General features: G+C 61.3%; 21 protein-coding genes. 13 read left to right on the top strand and 8 right to left on the bottom strand.

Translation table 11 applies throughout. The annotated features are described in order from the left end of the window. The 7 genes from AD665_RS03460 (at position 1) to AD665_RS03490 (ending at position 8,595) form a co-directional block, all read left to right on the top strand. Positions 1 to 1,845 (top strand): ABC transporter ATP-binding protein, encoded by a 1,845-nt coding sequence (locus tag AD665_RS03460; RefSeq protein ID WP_053190929.1) that lies wholly within the window; start codon positions 1 to 3, stop codon positions 1,843 to 1,845. Beyond that, positions 1,842 to 2,150, top strand: a complete 309-nt coding sequence (locus AD665_RS03465) for a (2Fe-2S)-binding protein (RefSeq protein WP_053190932.1) — start codon at positions 1,842 to 1,844, stop codon at positions 2,148 to 2,150. Before AD665_RS03460 ends, AD665_RS03465 begins: the two co-directional genes overlap by 4 nt. Further along, positions 2,132 to 3,508, top strand: coding sequence for an FAD/NAD(P)-dependent oxidoreductase (locus tag AD665_RS03470; protein ID WP_053190934.1), 1,377 nt, complete (start codon positions 2,132 to 2,134; stop codon positions 3,506 to 3,508). The genes AD665_RS03465 and AD665_RS03470 overlap by 19 nt, the downstream gene beginning before the upstream one ends. Continuing rightward, a complete protein-coding gene (locus tag AD665_RS03475) occupies positions 3,505 to 4,662 on the top strand; it encodes an NAD(P)/FAD-dependent oxidoreductase (protein WP_053190937.1) in 1,158 nt (385 codons plus the stop codon). Before AD665_RS03470 ends, AD665_RS03475 begins: the two co-directional genes overlap by 4 nt. Further along, positions 4,659 to 5,816: an acetylornithine deacetylase gene (argE, locus tag AD665_RS03480; RefSeq protein WP_024779235.1), complete on the top strand. Its 1,158-nt coding sequence runs from the start codon at positions 4,659 to 4,661 to the stop codon at positions 5,814 to 5,816. Before AD665_RS03475 ends, argE begins: the two co-directional genes overlap by 4 nt. Positions 5,817 to 6,017: 201 nt before the next feature. Further along, positions 6,018 to 7,475 (top strand): NAD-dependent succinate-semialdehyde dehydrogenase, encoded by a 1,458-nt coding sequence (locus tag AD665_RS03485; protein ID WP_053190940.1) that lies wholly within the window; start codon positions 6,018 to 6,020, stop codon positions 7,473 to 7,475. Positions 7,476 to 7,515: 40 nt separating this feature from the next. Then, the gene (locus AD665_RS03490; RefSeq protein ID WP_024779233.1) at positions 7,516 to 8,595 is read left to right on the top strand and encodes a tartrate dehydrogenase; all 1,080 of its coding nucleotides are present in this window, start codon (positions 7,516 to 7,518) and stop codon (positions 8,593 to 8,595) included. Between the two features lie 261 nt (positions 8,596 to 8,856). Here the strand turns inward: AD665_RS03490 and AD665_RS03495 are convergent, their stop codons facing one another. From AD665_RS03495 to AD665_RS03505, 3 genes are all read right to left on the bottom strand, one after another. Continuing rightward, a complete protein-coding gene (locus AD665_RS03495; RefSeq protein ID WP_024778611.1) occupies positions 8,857 to 9,564 on the bottom strand; it encodes a cupin domain-containing protein in 708 nt (235 codons plus the stop codon). Between the two features lie 32 nt (positions 9,565 to 9,596). Beyond that, complete coding sequence (locus AD665_RS03500; protein ID WP_053190942.1) at positions 9,597 to 10,454, bottom strand: GNAT family N-acetyltransferase; 858 nt, start codon at positions 10,452 to 10,454, stop codon at positions 9,597 to 9,599. A gap of 394 nt (positions 10,455 to 10,848) precedes the next feature. Further along, entirely contained in the window at positions 10,849 to 11,775 is a 927-nt protein-coding gene (locus AD665_RS03505) for a 2-hydroxyacid dehydrogenase (RefSeq protein ID WP_053190943.1), read from the bottom strand. Between the two features lie 194 nt (positions 11,776 to 11,969). Here AD665_RS03505 and gabT point away from each other — a divergent pair, with 194 nt between their 5' ends. From gabT to AD665_RS03520, 3 genes are all read left to right on the top strand, one after another. Continuing rightward, positions 11,970 to 13,262: a 4-aminobutyrate--2-oxoglutarate transaminase gene (gene gabT / locus AD665_RS03510; RefSeq protein ID WP_024778608.1), complete on the top strand. Its 1,293-nt coding sequence runs from the start codon at positions 11,970 to 11,972 to the stop codon at positions 13,260 to 13,262. Positions 13,263 to 13,357: 95 nt separating this feature from the next. Then, positions 13,358 to 14,014: an HAD family hydrolase gene (locus AD665_RS03515; protein ID WP_024778607.1), complete on the top strand. Its 657-nt coding sequence runs from the start codon at positions 13,358 to 13,360 to the stop codon at positions 14,012 to 14,014. Positions 14,015 to 14,058: 44 nt separating this feature from the next. After that, positions 14,059 to 14,547 carry an Lrp/AsnC family transcriptional regulator gene (locus tag AD665_RS03520; RefSeq protein ID WP_003203167.1) on the top strand — a complete coding sequence of 163 codons (489 nt, stop codon included), beginning with the start codon at positions 14,059 to 14,061 and terminating at the stop codon, positions 14,545 to 14,547. A 124-nt stretch (positions 14,548 to 14,671) separates the two neighbouring features. Here the strand turns inward: AD665_RS03520 and AD665_RS03525 are convergent, their stop codons facing one another. Then, positions 14,672 to 15,622 carry an alpha/beta fold hydrolase gene (locus AD665_RS03525; RefSeq protein WP_024778606.1) on the bottom strand — a complete coding sequence of 317 codons (951 nt, stop codon included), beginning with the start codon at positions 15,620 to 15,622 and terminating at the stop codon, positions 14,672 to 14,674. A gap of 281 nt (positions 15,623 to 15,903) precedes the next feature. On the opposite strand from AD665_RS03525, the gene AD665_RS03530 reads away from it, so the two are divergent. Next, on the top strand, positions 15,904 to 16,650 hold the full coding sequence (locus tag AD665_RS03530) for a substrate-binding periplasmic protein (protein WP_053190945.1): 747 nt from the start codon (positions 15,904 to 15,906) through the stop codon (positions 16,648 to 16,650). 4 nt (positions 16,651 to 16,654) lie between these two features. Here AD665_RS03530 and AD665_RS03535 read toward each other — a convergent pair whose 3' ends face one another. Continuing rightward, a complete protein-coding gene (locus AD665_RS03535; protein WP_053190949.1) occupies positions 16,655 to 16,888 on the bottom strand; it encodes a hypothetical protein in 234 nt (77 codons plus the stop codon). A 16-nt stretch (positions 16,889 to 16,904) separates the two neighbouring features. Continuing rightward, positions 16,905 to 17,699 (bottom strand): hypothetical protein, encoded by a 795-nt coding sequence (locus AD665_RS03540; protein WP_053190952.1) that lies wholly within the window; start codon positions 17,697 to 17,699, stop codon positions 16,905 to 16,907. Between the two features lie 82 nt (positions 17,700 to 17,781). On the opposite strand from AD665_RS03540, the gene AD665_RS26685 reads away from it, so the two are divergent. After that, positions 17,782 to 17,943 carry a DUF2986 domain-containing protein gene (locus AD665_RS26685; protein WP_069018280.1) on the top strand — a complete coding sequence of 54 codons (162 nt, stop codon included), beginning with the start codon at positions 17,782 to 17,784 and terminating at the stop codon, positions 17,941 to 17,943. A 151-nt stretch (positions 17,944 to 18,094) separates the two neighbouring features. On the opposite strand, the gene AD665_RS03545 is transcribed toward AD665_RS26685, so the two are convergent. Continuing rightward, positions 18,095 to 18,916, bottom strand: coding sequence for an AraC family transcriptional regulator (locus AD665_RS03545; RefSeq protein ID WP_024778602.1), 822 nt, complete (start codon positions 18,914 to 18,916; stop codon positions 18,095 to 18,097). A gap of 92 nt (positions 18,917 to 19,008) precedes the next feature. Between AD665_RS03545 and AD665_RS03550 the strand changes: the two genes are divergently transcribed. Next, positions 19,009 to 20,220: an MFS transporter gene (locus AD665_RS03550; RefSeq protein WP_053190955.1), complete on the top strand. Its 1,212-nt coding sequence runs from the start codon at positions 19,009 to 19,011 to the stop codon at positions 20,218 to 20,220. Between the two features lie 374 nt (positions 20,221 to 20,594). On the opposite strand, the gene AD665_RS03555 is transcribed toward AD665_RS03550, so the two are convergent. Continuing rightward, positions 20,595 to 21,086 (bottom strand): DUF1543 domain-containing protein, encoded by a 492-nt coding sequence (locus tag AD665_RS03555; protein ID WP_024778600.1) that lies wholly within the window; start codon positions 21,084 to 21,086, stop codon positions 20,595 to 20,597. Positions 21,087 to 21,166 lie beyond the last annotated feature (80 nt).

Genomic DNA, 21,166 nt, shown 5'->3' on the forward strand with positions numbered 1-21,166 from the left:
ATGAGCGAATTGATCCGAGTCGAAAACCTGCGGATAGTCGCCGGCGACGAGCGCGGCGAAATCGAGATCGTCAAGGGCGTGAGTTTCTCCCTGGAGAAAGGCGAAGTGCTGGCGCTGATCGGCGAGTCCGGTTCCGGCAAGACCACCATTGCCCTGGCACTGCTCGGTTACGCCCGGCGCGGTTGTCGCCTGGCCGGCGGCAGCGTGCGCATCGGCGAGCATGACATGCTGGCACTCGGTGAAAGCGAACTGCAAGGCCTGCGCGGCAACCGTGTCTCGTATATTGCCCAAAGCGCCGCTGCGGCCTTCAACCCGGCCAAGAGGCTCATCGACCAGGTGGTCGAAGGTGCGCTGATCCATGGCCTGGGCGATCGGGCCACGCTCGAAGCCAAGGCCATCGGACTGTTCCGGGACCTGGCCCTGCCGAACCCCGAACGCATCGGTCAGCGCTATCCCCATCAGGTTTCCGGCGGGCAACTGCAACGGGTGATGGCCGCCATGGCGCTGATCAGCGATCCGTTGCTGGTGGTGCTCGATGAGCCGACCACGGCCCTCGACGTCACGACCCAGATCGACGTGCTGCGTGCTTTCAAACGGGTCGTTCGCGAGCGTGGTGCGACGGCGGTCTACGTGTCTCACGACCTGGCGGTCGTCGCGCAGATGGCCGACCAGATCGTCGTACTCAACGGCGGGCAGATCTTCGAGCAGAGCGCCACCGGGCCGCTGCTCAAGGGTCCAGCGCACGAATATACCCGCAGCCTGCTGGCGGCGGCACGGCCGGACACAACGATTCGCCCACCTTGCGGCGTAGCTGCGGACACGCCGCTGCTGACCATCCAGGGCCTGACTGCCGGCTATGGCAACATGGATCGTCACGGCATGCCGATGATCCGCGTACTTGAAGACATCGACTTGACCGTGCGCCGGGGCCAGGCCATCGGCGTGATCGGAGAGTCGGGCTCGGGCAAATCCACCCTGGCGCGGGTGGTGGCCGGGTTGTTGCCACCGGCCCTTGGCAGTCTGACGTTCGATGGTCAGCCCTTGGGCGGCAATCTGTCCGAGCGTACCGATGAACAGTTCCGGCGTATCCAGATGGTGTTTCAGAACGCTGACACCGCACTCAATCCGATGCACAGCATCAGCACCATCCTGAGCCGGCCACTGAAAATGTACTTCGGCCTCAAGGGTGCGGTGCTGCGCGAGCGCATCGGTGAGTTGCTGGACCTGGTGCGCTTGCCGCGGACCCTGGCCGAGCGTCGTCCGGGCGAGCTGTCCGGCGGGCAGAAGCAGCGGGTCAACCTGGCGCGTGCATTGGCGGCCAAGCCGGACCTGATCCTCTGCGATGAAGTGACCTCGGCCCTCGATACCGTGGTGGGCGCGGCGATTCTCGAACTGCTGCGCGACCTGCGCCAGCAACTGGGGGTTTCCTACCTGTTCATCAGCCACGACATTTCCACGGTGCGGGCGCTGTGCGACGACATTGTCGTGATGTACAGCGGCCACAAGGTTCAGGAGGGCACCCGGCAATCGTTCGCCCAGGCACCGTTCCATCCCTATACCGATCTGCTGATCCATTCGGTGCCGGAGCTGCGTCAGGGCTGGCTGGAAAGTTGTGGCACGACTACTTGCGCCACGCTCCCCGCATTGGGTGAAAAGGCCGATGCGTCGACGCTGTGTACGTTCCTCAACCGCTGCCCGGTACGAGTCGATGGCCTGTGCAACCGCACCGCGCCACCCCGGCGCGTCATCGAGGGAGGCAGCGAGGTGCTCTGTCACCACGACGGTGGTGAGTTGCTCAAGACGCAGCAGGATTCAAACAGCATGATTGTGGGAGCCTACGCATGAGCGCCCGTTTCGTGAGGCTGGCCGAACAGGGCCGGCCCATCGTCAAACTGACCGTGGATGGCGTCCCCGTCGAGGCGTTGCAGGGCGACACGTTGATGGTCGCGTTGCTGACCCACGGCCCGGCGTTGCGCCAGTCCGAGTTCGATCCGGGCAGTCGTGCCGGTTTCTGCCTGATGGGCGCCTGCCAGGACTGCTGGGTCTGGACCCGCAGCGGCGAGCGCCTGCGTGCCTGTTCCAATGAAGTCCGCGAGGGCTTGGACATCATCACTCGACAACCGGAGGCGGTATGGCCACTGCGCGGATAGCGATAGTCGGTGCCGGGCCGGCGGGCATTCGCTGTGCCCAGACGCTGGTCGCGGCGGGCTTCAGGCCGATCCTGATCGACGAAAACCGGCGCGACGGCGGACAGATCTACCGCCGCCAGCCCGAAGGATTCACCCGTACTTACACCACGCTGTACGGCACCGAGGCCGAGAAGGCCCGGGACCTGCACGACAGTTTCGACCGTTTGCGCCCGCAGATCGACTACCGTCCGGACACCCTGGTGTGGAACCTGACACCGGGGCAACTGTGTTGCGTCAGCCAGGGCGAACATTCGACGGTGGATTACGACGCGCTGGTGCTTTGCACCGGCGCCACCGACCGCCTGATGCCCATCGAGGGCTGGCAGTTGGGCGGCACCTACAGCCTCGGCGGGGCGCAGATCGCGTTGAAGGCCCAGGCGGTTTCCATTGGCCACCAGGTGGTGTTCATGGGCAGCGGGCCGTTGCTCTATCTCGTTGCCAGCCAATACCTCAAGGCCGGCGCCAATGTGGCTGCGGTGCTCGACACCTCGCCGTTGGGCAAGCGTATCCTGGCCTTGCCCAAACTCATGGCGCGCCCCCGTCTGCTGTTCTCCGGCATGAAGTTGTTGGCGCAATTGCGTCAGGCAAAAGTCCCGGTGCACCTGGGTATTTCGCCGTTGCAAATACTGGGCGAGGCGGACAGTGGCGTCAGCGGCGTGCGTGTGCGTACCGCGCGCGGCGACGCGCTGACGGTAGACTGCGACGCCGTCGCGCTGGGCTATCACTTGCGTCCGGAAACCCAGCTGGCCGATCTGGCTGGCTGTCTTTTGCGTTTCGACGAGGTATCCAGCCAATGGCTGCTCGCTACTGATGAAGAAGGGCGGACCTCGGTCAGCGGTGTCTATGCCGCCGGTGACGGTTCCAGGATCCGTGGCGCCGATGCTGCCGAATGCGCCGGTCGCCTGGTCGCCATGGCGGTGTTGAGTGACTTGCAGCGGCCGGTAGATGCGGCCCAGGTCGCTGAACAGCGTCAGGCGCTCAAAGTGATGGATGAGTTTCGCCTCGGTCTGGCCCGGGCGTTTCCCTGGCCGGCGGCGCAAGCCAAGGCGTTGCCGGACGAGGCCATCGTCTGCCGTTGTGAAATGATCACTGCCGGCGAGCTGCGGCGCACCGTCAGTGAAAAAGGCGCCTGCGAAGTCAATCGGGCCAAGGCCTTCAGTCGGGTCGGCATGGGCCGCTGCCAGGGCCGCTATTGCGCCCAGGCCGGGGCCGAAGTAATAGCCGCGGCGGCCGGTGTCGACGTCCAGTTGGTCGGCCGCCAGCGTGGCCAGGCGCCAGTCAAACCGCTTTCGATGCTCACCCGGGAGGTGACGCCATGACCCGGAACAAGGCCGATGTGGTGATTGTCGGCGGTGGTGTGATGGGCGCGGCATCAGCATTTTTCCTGCGCCAGCGAGGGCAGTCGGTGATTCTGCTGGAACGCGACCTGGTCGGTCAGTACGCCAGCGGCGTCAACTTCGGCAACGTTCGGCGTCAGGGGCGTTACCTCGGGCAACTGGAGCTGGCGAACCGCTCCTTTGCCCTGTGGAAACGCTTGCCGGAATTGATCGACGATGACCTGGAATTCATCGCCAGCGGGCATATGCGCGTGTGCTATCGCGAAGACGAGATTGCTGAGCTTGAGGCTTACGCCGCAGCCCCTGAAGCGGTGCAGCTGGATTTGAAGATCTACCGTGGCGCCGAACTGCATGAACGTTTTCCGTTCCTTGGCAAAGACGTGAAGGGCGGCTCTTATGCGCCTCACGACGGCCACGCCAACCCGCGTCTGGCGGCGCCTGCGTTTGCGCGGGCGGCCCGGCGGCTGGGGGCGCGCATCGAAGAACGGACTGAAGTGGCCGACGTGCAGAAGGTCAACGCCGATGAGTTCAGCATCACCACCACCGACGGTCGCCGGTTCAGCGCCGGCCGGCTATTGATCACGGCAGGGGCCTGGGGCCAGAAGCTCTCGGAGCAGTTCGGTGAACCGGTGCCGCTGGAGACCAATGGCCCGCAAATGGCGGTCACCGAGCCGGTGCCGTATGCCTTGCCGACGGTGATCGGGGTCTACACCAGGATTCCCGAAGAGGTGATCTACTTCCGCCAGATCCCACGGGGCAACATCATCATTGGCGGTGGCTATCGCAGCAAGCCGGACATGCTCAACCGTCGTGCCCATGTCGAGCCGCGCAGTATTCTCAACCAGCTGGAGCAGATGCGTCGTCTGGTGCCTGGTGTCGGCAACCTGAACATCATCCGCGTGTGGAGCGGTATCGAAGGCTATTTGTCCGACTCCCTGCCGGTGATGGGCCCAAGCGGCAAGGTAGACGGCCTGTATTACGCGTTCGGGTTCAGCGGTCACGGCTTCCAGCTCGGCCCGGGTGTCGGTGATGTCATGGCCGAGCTGATCAGCACCGGCAGCACCAGCACTTCAATCGAGCCGTTCTCCATTTGCCGGTTCGCCTCATCTGTCGAGCAACGGAGCAAGGCGTCATGAAACCAAGGGTACTGGCGATTCTCGAACGCCTGCTGGCATTTGAAACGGTCTCTTCGGAGTCCAATCTGGCCTTGATCGAGTATGTCCGCGAGCTGCTGGCGAGCAAGGGTATCGAGTCGCTGATCGTCAAGGACGAGAGTGGCAGGAAGGCCAACCTTTTCGCCAGCACCGGCCCCCGTGAGCAGCCGGGGATCCTGCTCTCCGGCCACACCGACGTGGTGCCGGCGGCGGGACAGGCGTGGACTGTTCCGGCGTTCCAGGCGACGCTGCGCGACGGTCGGGTCTACGGTCGTGGCAGCTGCGACATGAAAGGGTTCATAGCCCTGGCCATCGACGCCATGCTCGATGCTGCCGATTTCTCGTTGAGCCGGCCGTTGCAACTGGCGTTGTCCCATGACGAAGAGATCGGTTGCGTTGGCGTGCGTCGTCTGCTTGACGTGCTTCACCTGGCGCCGGTCCGGCCGTTCCTCTGTGTGATCGGCGAGCCAACCAACATGCAGTTCGTACTCGGGCACAAGGGCAAGGGCTCCTACCGCGCCCACTGCCGGGGCCTGGAAGCGCACTCGTCGTTGGCGCCGCGCTCGGTCAACGCAATTCACGTGGCCTGCGATTTCATCGCGGCGCTGCGCCAGAGTCAGCAACAACTGCAGGAGCAGGGCGCCCAGGATGCGGATTACGACGTGCCCTACAGCACCGTGCATGTCGGACAGATCGTCGGTGGCAAGGCCCTGAACATCGTGCCGAACCTGTGCACCCTGGATTTCGAAGTACGTAACTTGCCGGCTGACAACCTGGATGAGTTCCTGGAGCAACTGCGCGAGCGCGCCGAAATGATCGTCGGCGAAGCCAGGAAACTCTCCAGTGTGGCGGACATCGAGATCGACACCTTGAACGTCTACCCGGGCCTGGACACCCATCCGAGCGTGGAAGCCGTGCGTTTCCTGAAAAACTTCGCCACCCCGGACACGGGCACCGCCAAGGTGTCCTTCGGCACCGAAGGCGGCCTGTTCAAACAACGCCTGGATGTACCCGTGGTGGTCTGTGGCCCAGGCTCCATCGAACAGGCGCACAAGCCCGATGAGTTCATCGAGGTCAGCCAGATGGACGCGGGCGAACGGTTTCTGGAAGGGGTGCTGGGGTCCTTGAAATTGTAAGCACCTCTCACACCAACACCGCCCCCTTATGGGAGCGAGCAGGCTCGCTCCCATAAGGGGGCGGTGGCGACTTTCATATCCCGGTAGAGCCTGCCGTCCCACCCCGGAACTTCAGCATCCCACACTGCCCAAACCCCGCTTTCAGCATCCTGCGCCGCGGCATCTCCCTAGACTGGAAATACCTCGGAACAGGACATCACCATGCTCAAGACTCTATTGAAAGACCCAAGCCTGCTGGCGGAACTCGCCTATATCGACGGTCAATGGACCGCTGCCGACGATGCCGCCACCCTTGACGTCATCAACCCGGCCAGCGGCGAGTTGCTCGCCCGTGTGCCGGCCCTGCAGGGTGTGGAAACCCGCCGTGCCATCGAGGCCGCCGAACGTGCCTGGCCGGCCTGGCGCGCGCGTCCGGCGGTGGAGCGTGCAGCGCTGCTGGAGCGTTGGTACCAGGCCATGATCGATAACCTCGATGATCTGGCGCTGATCATGACCTGTGAACAGGGCAAGCCGCTGAACGAGGCCAAGGGCGAAATCCGTTACGGCGCCGGTTTCGCCAAATGGTTTGCCGAAGAGGCCCGCCGGGTCTACGGCGAAACCATTCCGGCACCCAGTGGCGACCGTCGCCTGCTCACCCTCAAGCAACCGGTGGGTGTCTGCGCGGCCATCACCCCTTGGAATTTCCCCAATGCAATGATCACCCGCAAGTGCGCCCCGGCCCTGGCCGCGGGCTGCCCGGTCATTGTCAAACCCTCGGACCTCACGCCGCTGTCGGCGCTGGCCCTGGCGGTGCTGGCCGAGCGGGTCGGGATTCCTGCAGGCGTGTTCAACGTCGTCACCGGCATGCCCGCCGGCATCGGTGAAGAACTGACCGGTAACCCGACGGTGCGCAAGATCTCCTTCACCGGCTCCACGGCGGTCGGTCGGCTGCTGATGCGCCAGAGCGCCGAGCAGATCAAGCGCCTGAGCCTGGAACTGGGCGGCAATGCCCCGTTCATCGTGTTCGACGATGCGGACCTGGAGCAGGCCGTGACCGGCATCATGCTCAGCAAGTTTCGCAACGCCGGCCAGACTTGCGTCTGCGCCAACCGCATCCTGGTGCAGGATGGCATCTACGAGCGTTTTGCCGAACGCCTGGTGCAAGAGGTCGCCAAGCTCAAGATCGGCAATGGTCTGGAAGCGGATGTGACAATCGGCCCGCTGATCAACCCGGCGGCGGTCAGCAAGGTTGCCCGGCATATCGACGATGCATTGAGCCAGGGGGCTCGCCTGCTCTGTGGCGGCATCCCCCAGGGTGACAGCCAGTTCGTGCAGCCAACCGTGCTGGGTGAAGCCCATGCCGGAATGTTGCTGGCCAACGAAGAAACCTTTGGCCCGGTTGCACCGTTGATGCGCTTCACCACCGAGGAAGAGGCGCTGGCCATGGCCAATGCCACGCCGTATGGCCTGGGCGCTTACTTTTTCACTCAGGACCTGCGTCGTTCATGGCGTTTCGGCGAGGCGCTGGAGTTCGGCATGGTCGGCCTCAATACCGGAATCATCTCCATGGAGGTCGCGCCCTTCGGCGGTATCAAGCAATCGGGCCTGGGCCGCGAGGGTAGCAAATACGGCTTGGATGAGTACCTCGAAGTCAAGGCTTTCCACATCGGTGGGCTGTGAGCCGGTCATCGTTTGAACAGACAAAAGGGGATCAGGATTGATGAGTAAACCATTCAGAATCGCCGCCATTGCCGGCGATGGCATCGGCAAGGAAGTCTTGCCGGAGGGGCTACGGGTGCTGGAACAGGCCGCGAAGAAATGGCATCTGGATCTGAGTATCGAAGTGCTTGACTGGGCTCATTGCGATTACTACCTCGAACATGGGCAAATGATGCCCGCTGACTGGTTCGAACAGCTCAAGGGCTTCGACGCGATCTACTTCGGCGCCGTGGGTTGGCCGGACAAGGTGCCGGATCATATTTCCCTTTGGGGCTCGTTGCTCAAGTTCCGTCGCGACTTCGATCAGTACGTGAATATCCGTCCGGTACGACTGTTTCCCGGCGTGCCGTGTCCGCTGGCCGGACGTGAAGCGGGAGACATCGACTTTGTCGTCATCCGTGAAAACACCGAGGGCGAATACTCCTCCGTTGGCGGCAAGATGTTCGAAGGCACCGAGCACGAATTCGTGCTCCAGGAGTCAGTGTTTACCCGGCGCGGCGTCGACCGGATTCTGAAATTCGCCTTCGACCTGGCCCAGACCCGGCCACGCAAGCGCCTGACGTCAGCGACCAAATCCAACGGGATTTCCATCAGCATGCCGTACTGGGACGAGCGCACGGCGCTGATGGGCGAGCAGTACCCCGAGGTGACGTGGGACAAGCAACACATCGACATCTTGTGCGCGCGTTTCGTCTTGCAGCCTGACCGTTTTGATGTGGTGGTGGCGTCGAACCTGTTCGGTGACATCCTCTCCGATCTCGGCCCGGCATGCGCCGGCACCATCGGCATTGCGCCCTCGGCCAACCTCGACCCGCAACGACGTTTCCCGTCGCTGTTCGAGCCGGTGCATGGCTCGGCCCCTGATATCTACGGGCAGAACATCGCCAACCCGATTGCGATGATCTGGTCGGGCGCCTTGATGCTCGACTTCCTGGGGAATGGGGATGAGCGTTACCGGGCGGCCCATGACGGGATCCTCAAGGCCATCGAGCGGGTGATTGCCGAAGGGCCTATCACACCGGACCTGGGCGGGCAGGGTTCGACCCAGGACGTTGGCGGGGCTATCGCTGCGGCGCTTTGAACCCATGGTCACGCATTACCTTTTTGCCCGCTCACACTGCGGGCTTTTTTTTGCGTGGCCGATAGCACCGATGGCCTCCCTCTGAGAGCGGGCTTGCTCGCGAAAGCGGTGGACCAGTTGGAGGTGATGTTGCCTGTGCCGCCATCATCGCGAGCAGGCTCGCTCCCAGCAGGGTTCCGGGGTGGCACAGAAACATGTCCACCCCTGATCCCTGTGGGAGCGAGCCTGCTCGCGATGGCGATGGTGCTACCTCAATCAGAACTACCTGACGACATAGAGCTTGCGCACATAGACGCTGCTCTTCCAGGCACAAGGCGCATTCAGGGGAACGAAAACCGTGTCGCCGGTGTTGACGATCAGGTCACTGCCGTCCGCCGTCTGCAAGGTAACGCTGCCTTCGGTCAGGTGCATCAGTTCATGCAGTTTGTGAGGTCGGGCTCTGCGGGTATAGGGGGTCGAGTCCCAGACGCCGATGCGCAAGTCGGTAGCTTGTTCGACGAACAGGTTGTACGAGCGACACTGCGGCGCAGGGCTCAGCAGGATCTCGGGATCGGGTGCGGCGGAAGGCGAGAGCAGGGTGTTCGCAGGCAATGCCGTGAGCCCTGGGGTGCTCGCTTCAATGGGTTGTGTGTCGGCGCAGAAGGCCCAGCGCGAGTCGGGTTGGGCGTCTATTTCCACCGCTGTACCGCGGGCAATCACCGCGCTTTCACCGGGTTTGAGCTGGAGCGTCTGCTCCTGGCTGCGCAGGGTGACGGCACCGGCATGCACTACGATCATTTCGCTGAAGGGATAGTGGTCGACTCGGGTCTGGCCGCTCACCTCGACCATACCTGCAGCTATGCCATCCTCCCCGGTGTAAGCGATGAGTCGGTCGAACGGGTCGTTGGCGCCCAGCGAGGTCAGGATGAAAGTCGTGTTGACAGGACTGCCGTCGGCGCGGGCCAACAGCATTGCAGTAGGTTCGGGCATAAAGGTAACTCTCAGGAGAATGTGTGAGGGGGTCAGCCAATGGCCTGGGTCACCAGGGCGAACTGCCGCACCGCGCCGGTAGCCTGGGGAGGTGTGCCGCGGGCCATTTGGGCGACGGTGTCGACTTGCTTGAGTCCGGCCTCTTCCAGAAAGGCCGCCAGGCCACTGTCGGAAGGAATGTCGATGCGCACGAAAGCGTCCGGTACCCGCGTCAGCAGCACCGCGATCATGTGCCGCGCCTGCTCCGGCGTTTGCGCAACGACCGGGCCGATGCTGCGACCCCGTCCGAACGGGCGCAGCAGGGCGAAGCCGCACAGGCGACCGTGCCGCTCTATACCCACGGCATGCTCGACGACATCGAACAGGTCTTTCAGCACGGCACTTCGATCCAGGCCGCTTCCGGCATTGGCCAGTTCGATGAGTTCGGCCTGATCGGTTTCCGTCAGCGGGCGACAGCGTTCTCCAGGGGACAGCGGCTGAGGTGCAAGCGCAATCGCCTGCCCCTGATGTTGTTGGATATGCCCGAAATCAACGAAGCCCTGGCTGGCATACAACGGCGCACCGGCCAGCGTTGCATTGAGCATCGGCGTGCACGTTCCGCACGCCTCGAGTGCCAGTTCCATCAGCCTGCGGCCAATGCCCTGGCCCTGGTATTCGTCATCGACGATGACCAGGCCGATGCTGGCATGGCTGCCTTGTGGGCAGGTGAACGCAGTGCCGATCAGGCGACCCTGGTCTTGCACGACAAAGCCCTGGGAGACACGCTCCAGCATCGCCCAGTCTTCCAGGCGATGGGGCCATTTCAGTTTCACCGACAACGTATGGGCGCTCGGAACATCCGCCGCGGTCATGGGCCGATAAAGATAAGCAGGGCGTTGCGAAATGGACATGGCAGATCCCCGTTGGGAAGGCGTGGATTCGGACGGATTCGTCCGCTGAGAGGCCTTGTATCTCACCTGCCACCGGGCTTGACAATAGGCGGGAATGGATTCGGCAGGTTCCGTTGACGACGGCTTGGCCGACCATATTTTTTGCTCAAATCCTGTGTCGGGCCAGCAGTAAATATCGGGGCGGTTTCCCGGGATGAACACAGAAATCCTGCCCACCTCGAATCCTTCAAACGGCGCAACGCTTGTGGGAGCAAAGCTTGCTCGCGATAGCGATGGACCCGTCAGCATTGTTGCTGACTGACTTACCGCAATCGCGAGCAAGCTTTGCTCCCACGGGGTTGTGGCTTAACTGACTGACATTAGGGCAGCCCGCACTCACAGTGTTTTCGAAACGTCAGTAGGCCCGTTCCCGGTCTACCTGGCCAAGCATCGATTCGCCCCGTTGATGCCGACGGATATTCTCCAGCAGGACGCCAAACGCACTTTCAGGTTGGGTCATCGCCGCGATATGCGGGGTCAGCAGAATCTGCGGGTGATGCCAGAAGGGATGGTCCGGGGCGGCCGGTTCCTGTTCCAGTACGTCGAGCACCGCTGCGCTGAGCTGGCCGTCGGCAAGCGCCTCCAGCAGATCCGCTTCGACCAGGTGTCCGCCGCGGCCCATGTTGATCAGGGACGCGCCTTTGGGCAGTTGTCCGAATACATCGCGGTTCAGAATCCCTCGGGTTTGCTCGGTCAGCGGCAGGACACACAGCAGGATGTCGCATTGGCCGAGAAAGGCAGGTAGTTGTTCTGTACCGGCAAAGCATGTCACCCCGGTGATCTGGTGTTCACTGCGGGCCCAACCCGACAAGGCGAAGCCGAATGGCTGCAGGGCGCGGAGGATGTTCCGGGCCTGCAAGCCCAACCCCAAGATCCCGACCCGACGCTGCCCGGCCGGAACCAGTCGGTGTGCCTGCCAGCAGCGTTCGGCCTGTTGCTGTCGATAGCGCACCATGTCTCGATGCACGCCGAGTACCGCGAAAGTGGCGTACTCGCACATGCCCTGGCTGATGCCCGGGTCGAGCAGGCGCACCACCGGCAGCGTCGTCGGCAGTTGGTCCAGATCGAGCTGATCCACCCCGGCCGATAACGCGAACAGTACCTCAAGATTCGGCAATACCGTTTCGATGTCGTCCGGTGCCTGCCACGCCGCGAGGTAGCGGACTTCCCGTGGGTTACCGATCTCCGGCCAGGCGCGCCATTCGATATCCGGCGCGTGTTCGGCGAACAGACGCTTCCACTGTTCACCGCGTACCGGGTCAGCTTTATAGAGCAGGGCCATGGGTCTTCTCGCCAGGAAATAAGGAGTCTCCAGCATGCATCAATGGAGCGAGAGGATTCTGCTGTTTGCCGGGGTGTAAACAGTCGATCCGGATTTCTCAGCGGGCAAGTTCGGCTTAGACGATTGTGTCGAACGCTTAACCTGTGAACACATCGCAGCCGCTCCGGGTTGCCTGGCTCACTATGGGAAATGCCATGAACAGTAAAGTCGAAGAAACCCCAAGTTTGCTCCGTCAGCGTGATCAATTCGTACCCCGAGGTCTGGTGACCGCGCACCCTCTGGTGATCGATCGGGCCCAGGGTTCGGAGTTGTGGGATGTCGACGGCAGGCGCTACCTGGACTTTGTGGGCGGCATCGGTGTGCTGAATATCGGTCACAATCATCCCAAGGTGGTGGCGGCGGTGCAGGCGCAGCTGCAAAAAGTTTCCCATGCCTGCTTTCAGGTCGTGGCTTACAAGCCTTACCTGGACCTGGCCCAACGCCTGTGCCAGATGATCGGTGGCCAGCACGCCTATAAAGCGGCCTTCTTCACTTCCGGTGCCGAGGCGGTGGAAAACGCAGTGAAGATTGCCCGCGCTCACACCAACCGTTCGGCGGTGATCGCCTTTCGCGGCGGGTTCCATGGGCGGACATTGCTCGGCACCACGCTGACGGGAATGAGTCAGCCCTACAAACAGAACTTCGGGCCGTTCGCGCCGGAGGTCTTCCACACGCCCTATCCGAACGCCTATCGTGGTGTCACCAGCGATATGGCGCTGCGGGCACTGGACGAATTGCTCGCCACCCAAGTGGCGCCTGAACGGGTCGCGGCGATCATCATCGAGCCGGTGCAGGGCGATGGTGGTTTTCTTTCGGCGCCGGTAGAGTTTCTTCAAGGCCTGCGTGCGCTGACCGAAAAACACGGCATCGTGTTGATCCTCGATGAAATCCAGACCGGTTTCGGGCGCACCGGCAAGTGGTTCGGTTTCCAGCATGCCGGTATCCAGCCGGACCTGGTCACCGTTGCCAAGAGCCTGGCCGGTGGCTTGCCATTGTCGGGTGTGGTCGGCAAGGCCGAGATCATGGACGCACCACTGCCTGGCGGCCTGGGCGGTACCTATGGCGGCAATGCGCTGTCGTGCGCGGCGGCGCTGGCGGTGATCGAGGCCTATGAACAGGAACACCTGCTGGCTCGCGGCGAAGCCCTGGGCGAGCGCCTGCGTCAGGGCCTGTTGCGTTTGCAAGCCCGCTACCCGCAGATCGGTGACGTGCGCGGCAGCGGTTTCATGCTGGCCATGGAGCTGATCCAGAATGATGAAGCGCGCACCCCGGATGCGGAACTGAACCAACGCCTGATCGACGAGGCCCGCGTGGGTGGGCTGCTGGTCATCAAGTGCGGCGTCTACCGCAACGTGATGCGTTTCCTGGCACCACTGGTAACCAGCGAAGCGCAGATTGATGAAGCGTTGCAGATTCTCGAAGGGGCACTGGCGCGAGTCTTGAATTGAACGCCTGCGGCGGGGAGCAGGCTCAGGCTCTCTCTCCACACTCATTCCAACGCGTTGGATGACCTGCACTAGGGACTCACCGGAGGCTTTTAGCCATGAGGCTGACTGAATATCGAGCGTTGTTGATCGACTGCGACGAGGTCCTGGTGGATCGGGACTCTGGCATCTGGGCGGCGTTGCAGCCGTTGCTGGGGAGCCATAGCGACCCGCCGGACAAAACCCAGGTGCTGAGCGAATTCGACGAGGCGTTGCGGGCTCTTTATCCTCGCTTTGGCGAGCTCGGCTTCAGTGGTCTGTTGTGCTTCACCCATCGTCAGTTGGCCGAGCGCTGGAAGCTCAAGGTCAGTTGGGAGGAGGGCATGAGCTTCGCCCGCTCGGCTGCCAGTTGGACGCTGTTCGAGGATGCACCGGGTGCGATGCTTTACCTGCGCAAGTTTTACCGTCTACTGGTGCTGGGCGATCGTGATGCCGAGGACCGTGGCGTGTTGTGCGAGCGCTTGGGTATCGAGCCGGAGGATTTCATTTCACTGGCGAGTGATCCCCTGCAGGATCCCGATTGGCTGGCGGCCAACGGTCTCGATACCACGGCTATTCTCCAGATAACCCGTCCGGGCACCCGTTCACACCGGAATGGGGCTGTATGCCTGATCTGCCGCACCCCCGAGCAGCCCCTCCAACCGTGCGCAGCGGACTACTGCATCAGCAGCATGGCGGATCTGGTGGCGCAGCACCAGTTGTCGCTACGTCACTGATTTTGTTAGAAGATGGTCTACAAACGGCACGCAAGGGGTATGCGATGGAAGGTTTAGCGAAACTGGACCGTATTGACATCAGCATTTTGGTCGAGCTGCAAAAAGACGGCCGCATGACCAACGTCAGCCTGGCCGATGCCGTGGGGCTGTCCGCCAGTCCGTGCCTGCAACGGGTCAAGCGGCTGGAGTCGTTGGGGTACATCTCCAGCTACAAGGCTCATCTGAACCTGGCCAAGATTACCGATTCGGTGACGGTCTTCACCGAAGTCACCCTCAGCGACCACAAGCGCGAAGACTTCGCCAAATTCGAGTCCAATATCCGCCTGGTGGACGAAGTGCTCGAATGCCACTTGATCAGCGGAGGCTACGACTATCTGGTGCGCTTCATGACCCGCAGCATCCAGGACTACCAGGACGTGATGGAGAGCCTGCTGGACAAGAACATCGGCATCTCCAAATACTTCAGCTACATCGTCATCAAGTCGCCGGTACGCAAGGACGAGATTCCGTTGCGCAAGTTGCTGCGGCACTGATCCGCTTACCTGCCCAGGAACAAATGTGGGAGCGAGCCTGCTCGCGATGGCGGTGTATCAGACGCATGGGTGCTGACTGATATTCCGCTATCGCGAGCAGGCTCGCTCCCACAGGGGGCTGATTTTATTCCTTGAGGAAGGTCAGCAGGTCCTGGTTCAGACGATCCTTGTGCGTCTCGGTCAACCCGTGCGGCGCGCCAGGGTAGACGATGAGCCGAGCGCCCTTGATCAATGCCGCCGAAGCCCGGCCGGCAGCGTCTATCGGCACGATCTGGTCGGCGTCGCCATGGATCACCAGGGTCGGCACGTCGAACTTCTTCAGATCATCACGGAAATCGGTGGCCGAGAACGCGGCGATCGAGTCATAGGTGTTCTTGGCGCCGCCCTGCATGCCCTGGGCCCAGAACGACTGGATCAGGCCCTGGGACGGCTTGGCGCCCTTGCGGTTGTAGCCGTAGAAGGGGCCGGAGGCGATGTCCAGGTAAAGCTGGGAGCGGTTTTCCAGGGACGCCTTGCGCAGGCCGTCGAACACCGCGATCGGCAGGCCACCGGGATTGGTATCGGTTTTGAGCATCAGTGGCGGAACCGAGGACACCAGCACTGCTTTCTTGACTCGGGCGGTACCGTGGCGTCCGATATAGCGAGCCACTTCACCACCCCCCGTCGAGAAGCCCACCAGGGTCACATCCTTCAGGTCCAGCGCTTCAATAACCGCCGCCAGGTCGTCGGCATAATGATCCATGTCGTTGCCGTCCCACGGCTGGCTGGAGCGACCATGACCGCGACGATCGTGGGCGACTACCCGATAGCCTTTCGACGCGAGGAACATCATCTGCGCTTCCCAACTGTCGGAGTCCAGCGGCCAGCCGTGGCTGAACGTGACGACCTGACCGTTGCGCGGACCCCAGTCCTTGTAATACAGCTGAACGCCATCCTTGGTGGTGATGTAGCTGGCGGACTGGACGACGCTGCCGACAGCAGAGACAGTGGCGTTGGTCTGTGCTGGTGCCGCGTGCGCGCCAACGGTCGCGAGTGCCAGGGTAGCGATGGCCAGGGTGCGGTTGAATGTGTTCATGGGGCTCTCTCCATAAGGGCTGGGTGATTGTCGCGACCGCTGTCGATCGCGTTGGTGGGCAGATTAGAGAGAGGGGGCGATGACGAGAACGGCGTTGGTATCGATAGCGACTATAGAAAAAACAGATACTTGGGACGCTTCGATTGTGAAAGCTTGTCCGCGATGAAGCCTCGAAGGTGGATCGTCCGTTCAGTCCAACACACCGGTGTTTGGGTCTATGCTTACGTTGTATTTCCGATCCGCTCACCCATGAAAAGCCAGTAACCCTCCAGGGAGAACACGTGAAACCTTCGACACCCGCCACGGCGTTGCTTTGCCTATTGCTCGGCACAGTTGTCGGGGCCGAGGAGTATCAGATCGTCACCGAGGAGTGGGCCCCGTACAACTATCAGGAGAATCATCAGCTCACCGGCATGACCACGGAAATCGTTCGGGCCATCATGGCGCTGACCGGGGATGAATTCGAAGTGGTGCTGCAGCCGAGTATGCGAGCCACTCAGGTGTTGAAGACCCGGCCCAAGACCATCATGTATTCGCTGTTCCGCACGCCGGAGCGTGAGCCGTTGTACAAGTGGGTCGGACCGATCGTGGAGGAATCCATCTATCCCTATCAACTGGCGAGTACACCGCCGGGGAATTCTCTGGAACAGCTGCTGGGCGCCCCGCAGATCACCACACGGCACGCCGGGCTGTTGCCTGAAAAATTGAAATCGCTGGGCTTCAAGAACCTCGACAAAAGTGCAACCGAGAGCAAGTTGCTCTATCGCATGCTGCTGGCGAGGCGTACCGATATCATCGTGGGGGACACCGATGCAGGGGTGGCGTATTACAGCCACCAGTTGAACATCCCCCCCGGCACCCTACGCAAGATACCCATCGAGTTGTACCGTTCATCGCTGTACATCGTCTTCAGTCCTGACAGTGACGACAAACAGGTTGCCGCATGGGCCAATGCCTTGGAACAACTACGCCAATCTGGCGAGTTGAGGCGTATCCAGAATCGATACGAGCGGCTGCAAGGGCAATGAACGGTCAACCGAAAGAAGGCATCGGCCCCAGCGAATTCAGAATCCAGGTGATCGCTGCCGCCGCCACGAGCACCGCGACTACCACGCCGATGAACAGCCACTTCAGGATCTTCGGCAACACCGGCGGCTTGGACCGTGGCGCGAGCGCTTCTACGGTGAGCCTCATCTCTTCGGCGCATCGCGGGCAGGCCGCGTTGTCGTCGAGGATGAGGCTCCTGCATTGATCACAGATTTTCATGTCGTCGACTCGGGGCTCAGAATTTGTGGACGATACCCAGCCTACCCATGATTTCCAACGCATTGACCAGGCCCAAGCCGTTCATGGACAGGCAGGCAAAGGTCTGGTGCTCATCGAAGTGAGTACCGATGGCCAGCAGTTTCAGGTCATGGGCATCCAGTTGTGCGTTGAAATACTGGAGCAGCGCCCGTTCCCAATCGTTGGCGCCGTTGATGGCATCGACGGTTCTACGGTCTGGTGTCGCGATCTCGATGTTCAATTGCCTCAGCGGGGCAAGGGTGTTGACGGCGATGACCCCGCAGGACGACCACTCTTTCCATTCGAACTCGGCCAATTGATTGGCCTGGGCAAGGGCTGATGCGACTTGAGTCCACGCCCAGTCCCACTGTGCCGTTGGCGGCGCAATGCCTTGAATGAGCGCTTGCGCGCGATCCTCGTCGAACAGGCAATCGAACAGATCGGCCAACGTCTCGACCCGATCGGGCTGTGGCTCCTGAACGTCCAGGTCCCGGCTCAAGCGTTGCCACAGAGTGGCAAGCTCCTCCCAGTCTTCCTCATCCATGTCATCTTCGATCACTTTTGCCTTGTCGCCGCGCTGGTAGTTGTCCAGCCGTGTCTTGAGGACACGTATCGCGTCGTCGGCGAGATCGACTTCATAACTGCGGTAATCCAGGTAGTTGGTCTGGAAAACGACGCGATCGGGAAATATTTCCTGGACAAGATCTTCTTCTGCGTCGAAATACGCCGCACCCTCGAGCGCGCCATGGGCGGTGATGATGCGTTGGAACGACAGGGCGTCGATTGGGTTCATGTGGGTCCGATCATAGGGGATTATGGCGTTCACGGGTTGATGTCTGTCATTATCCTGAAAGCCGGAATTTGAGCAGAAGCGTATGAATCGTCAGAAGAAAATCAAGCAGCTACTAAAGGCCCACGCTAAAAAGGCGAGTGCCAAGTTGGCGCCGAAAAACAAGCCCAAGTACATCAGTAAAGCGGATCGATTGAAACTGGCTGCTGAGTCCAGTGAAGACTCGATCATTACCTCTGAGGCTTGAGCGAAGTCAGTTAGTAGGTCACAAGACTGTGGGAGCGGGCACGTCGTCGCACACAGATGTTGCATGTCCCGCCAATCCCCTGTGGGAGCGAGCCTGCTCGCGATAGCGGAATATCAGTCAGCCGCCACTGGCAAATCTGGAAACGCTCCTTTCAGGTAAAGAACTTGCTCGGCGTCTTGCCAAACTGCTTCCTGAACATGTTCGTAAACGCACTCGGACTGTCGTACCCCAGCGCTAGCGCGACATCGATGATTTTTTCTCCCACTGCCATTCGCTCAACCGCTTGCAGCAGGCGAGCCTGCTGTCTCCATTGTCCGAAAGTAATCCCGGTTTCCTTGCGAAACAGCCGCTGGATCGTCTTCCCATCAAGGCCGAGGCGGGCGCTCCAGTCCGACAGTGTCGAGCCATCGGCAGGGTCGCCTTGCAGCGTGACGCAGATCTTCTTGATCCGTGGGTCCGTGGGTTGCGGAAGGTGCAGTGGTAGGGTGGGGAGGAGGGCGAGCTCATCTAGAATCAACGCCATCACCCTGGCCGCGCGGGTGTTCGGGGCATGGGGGAGCGGCAGGTGCACGGCGACCTTGATCAACTCACTCAACAGGGCGGAAATGCTGACGGCCTTCGTTTCGGTCGGAAGGTCTGCCACTGCATCAGGCCGGACGAATACGCTGCGCATTTTGACGTGCCCCACGCACCGCACGGAATGTACCTGCCCGCGTGGCATCCACAGCCCCCGGTTCGATGGGACCGTCCACTGGCTTGATGCCGTATGCACCACCATCACGCCTTCGACGGCGTAGATCAGTTGGTGCTTTTCGTGGGAGTGCGATGCGATCAGCCAATTATCGGGGTAATCGGTCGCCCTCCCGATCATCGTCCAGGCACCCTCATCAATCTCGAGCAACGCTTCATTCAACGGTTTGATCATGATGTCCTTTTTGCGACGGTTGATTCCCTTGTCCAGTGAGACAGACATTTTCGTGGATTCTAGGATTATGACGCGCCTGTCAGAAAGTGCTGCCACCTTCTGCCCGTTTTTTTCAGACCTATCGCCTGGAAGCTTTTGTCATGTCCACCACCGCCACAGCCTCGACCACGGCCTCCGTCGTCAACCAAACGAGCCCGCTTGTCATGCGGGTCATCGGTGCCTGTGCCCTCGCGCACCTGATCAATGACCTCATCCAGGCCGTGCTGCCTTCCATCTATCCGATGCTGAAGGCCAACTACGGCCTGACTTTTACCCAGGTGGGATTGATCACACTGACTTTCCAGTTGACCGCCTCGCTATTGCAACCGTGGGTGGGCTATCACACCGACCGTCATCCCAAACCCTGGCTGTTGCCTGCCGGGATGGTCTGCACCCTCATCGGCATCCTGATGCTGGCGTTCGTCGGCAGCTTCGGCGCCATCCTCCTGGCCTCCGCGCTGGTGGGTATCGGCTCGTCGACGTTCCACCCGGAAACCTCGCGCGTGGCACGGCTCGCTTCAGGTGGTCGCTATGGGTTGGCGCAGTCAACGTTTCAGGTCGGCGGTAATGCCGGCAGCGCCTTCGGTCCGTTGCTGGCCGCAGCCATCGTGATCCCTTATGGGCAGGGCCACGTTGCCTGGTTCGGCCTGTTTGCGGCCTTCGCAATCCTCGTGCAATACGGCCTGAGCCGCTGGTATCGCAATCACCTCAACCTGTTCAAGCTCAAGCAGGGCGGCAAGGCGACCCACGGCCTGTCCAGGCAGCGAGTGACCGCTGCCCTGGTGGTCCTGGCGTTGCTGGTGTTCTCCAAGTATTTCTACATGGCGAGTTTCACCAGCTACTTCACGTTCTACCTGATCGAAAAATTCCAGCTGTCGGTGACCAGTTCCCAGCTGTACCTGTTCCTGTTCCTGGGATCGGTGGCCGCCGGCACCTTCTTCGGTGGTCCCATCGGCGACAAGATAGGCCGCAAGAAGGTCATCTGGTTCTCGATACTGGGCGTGGCACCGTTCACCCTGGCGCTGCCTTATGTGGACCTGTTCTGGACCGGTGTGCTCAGCATGATCATCGGCTTCGTCCTCGCCTCGGCGTTCTCTGCCATCGTCGTCTTTGCCCAGGAACTGGTGCCGGGCAATGTCGGCATGATCGCCGGCGTGTTCTTTGGCCTGATGTTTGGTTTCGGCGGGATCGGTGCTGCCTTGCTGGGGTATCTCGCTGATATCCACGGTATCGAATATGTCTACACGCTGTGCTCCTACCTGCCGTTGCTGGGTGTGTTGACCATTCTGCTGCCTTCGACCAAAGGCGTCTGAAAGCGGGACTGCTTCATTTGGCTGATGTCCCTCTGTGGAAGCTTGCTCGCGATAGCGGTACATCAGCCGCTGAAATACTGAATGTGCCGCCGCCATCGCGGGCAAGCCCAGCTCCCACAGGTCCGGCGCTGTACGCAGAGACATGCATCTCGCAGATTCGCTGTGGGAGCGAACCTGCTCGCGATAGCGGTAGTGCAGTCACCGGGATGCTGGATGTGCCGCCATCATCAGAGAAAAAATCATTCCCTGAGCGATTTCTTGACCATCAGGCAGGCTCTCCGATACACCACCAGTGGACGTCGACCTCATCGTCGCTCTGGGTTACGTCAGTATTTCATAGCGATAGGGTCAAGCGCTTCAAGCAAGCCCAGTCTTCAGATCCGGATGTAATCACTGCATTGGCGGATACCCTTGTGAGTACCTGCGACCAGATGGACGTAATGACCGTTCACCCAGTCAACCGGCAGGCAATCATCCACCTCAAGCACTGTATCGGTGTGTGACTTGAGCCATTCCGCCGGCATGCGTCGCTTGCCCAATTGCCTGGCCTGGGCCTTGTCCCGAGCCACCACCAGCAGGTAGCGGTGTGCCTCGCCAAACACGTCGCGCTCGTAGCCACCAAGGTTGATGAAAAACAACCTTGGTTCATGGGGCGCCGGGGCCATCGGGCTGAGTTCCACCCGGTAGGTATCGATGCCGTCGACTTCCCACCAGGAGTCGATGTGCAAACCCGCTTGGCTACCGAACCAGGCCTGGCGCAGTTGAGGGTATGCGTGTTCCAGTGAGTCCGCCTGCGTGAACACGACGTCGTGTACCTCGATGCTGGCGCGGGGATGACGGCCACCGAGCATGACTACGTACAGCATGAAAACTCCTTTCAGGGGGGCCGTGTAGCGCATAAATCTATACATGCTTTGAATTTATCTGTACAAGAAACTAATCTTGT

This window comes from Pseudomonas corrugata (assembly GCF_001269905.1).
Classification (GTDB): Bacteria; Pseudomonadota; Gammaproteobacteria; order Pseudomonadales; family Pseudomonadaceae; genus Aquipseudomonas; species Aquipseudomonas corrugata.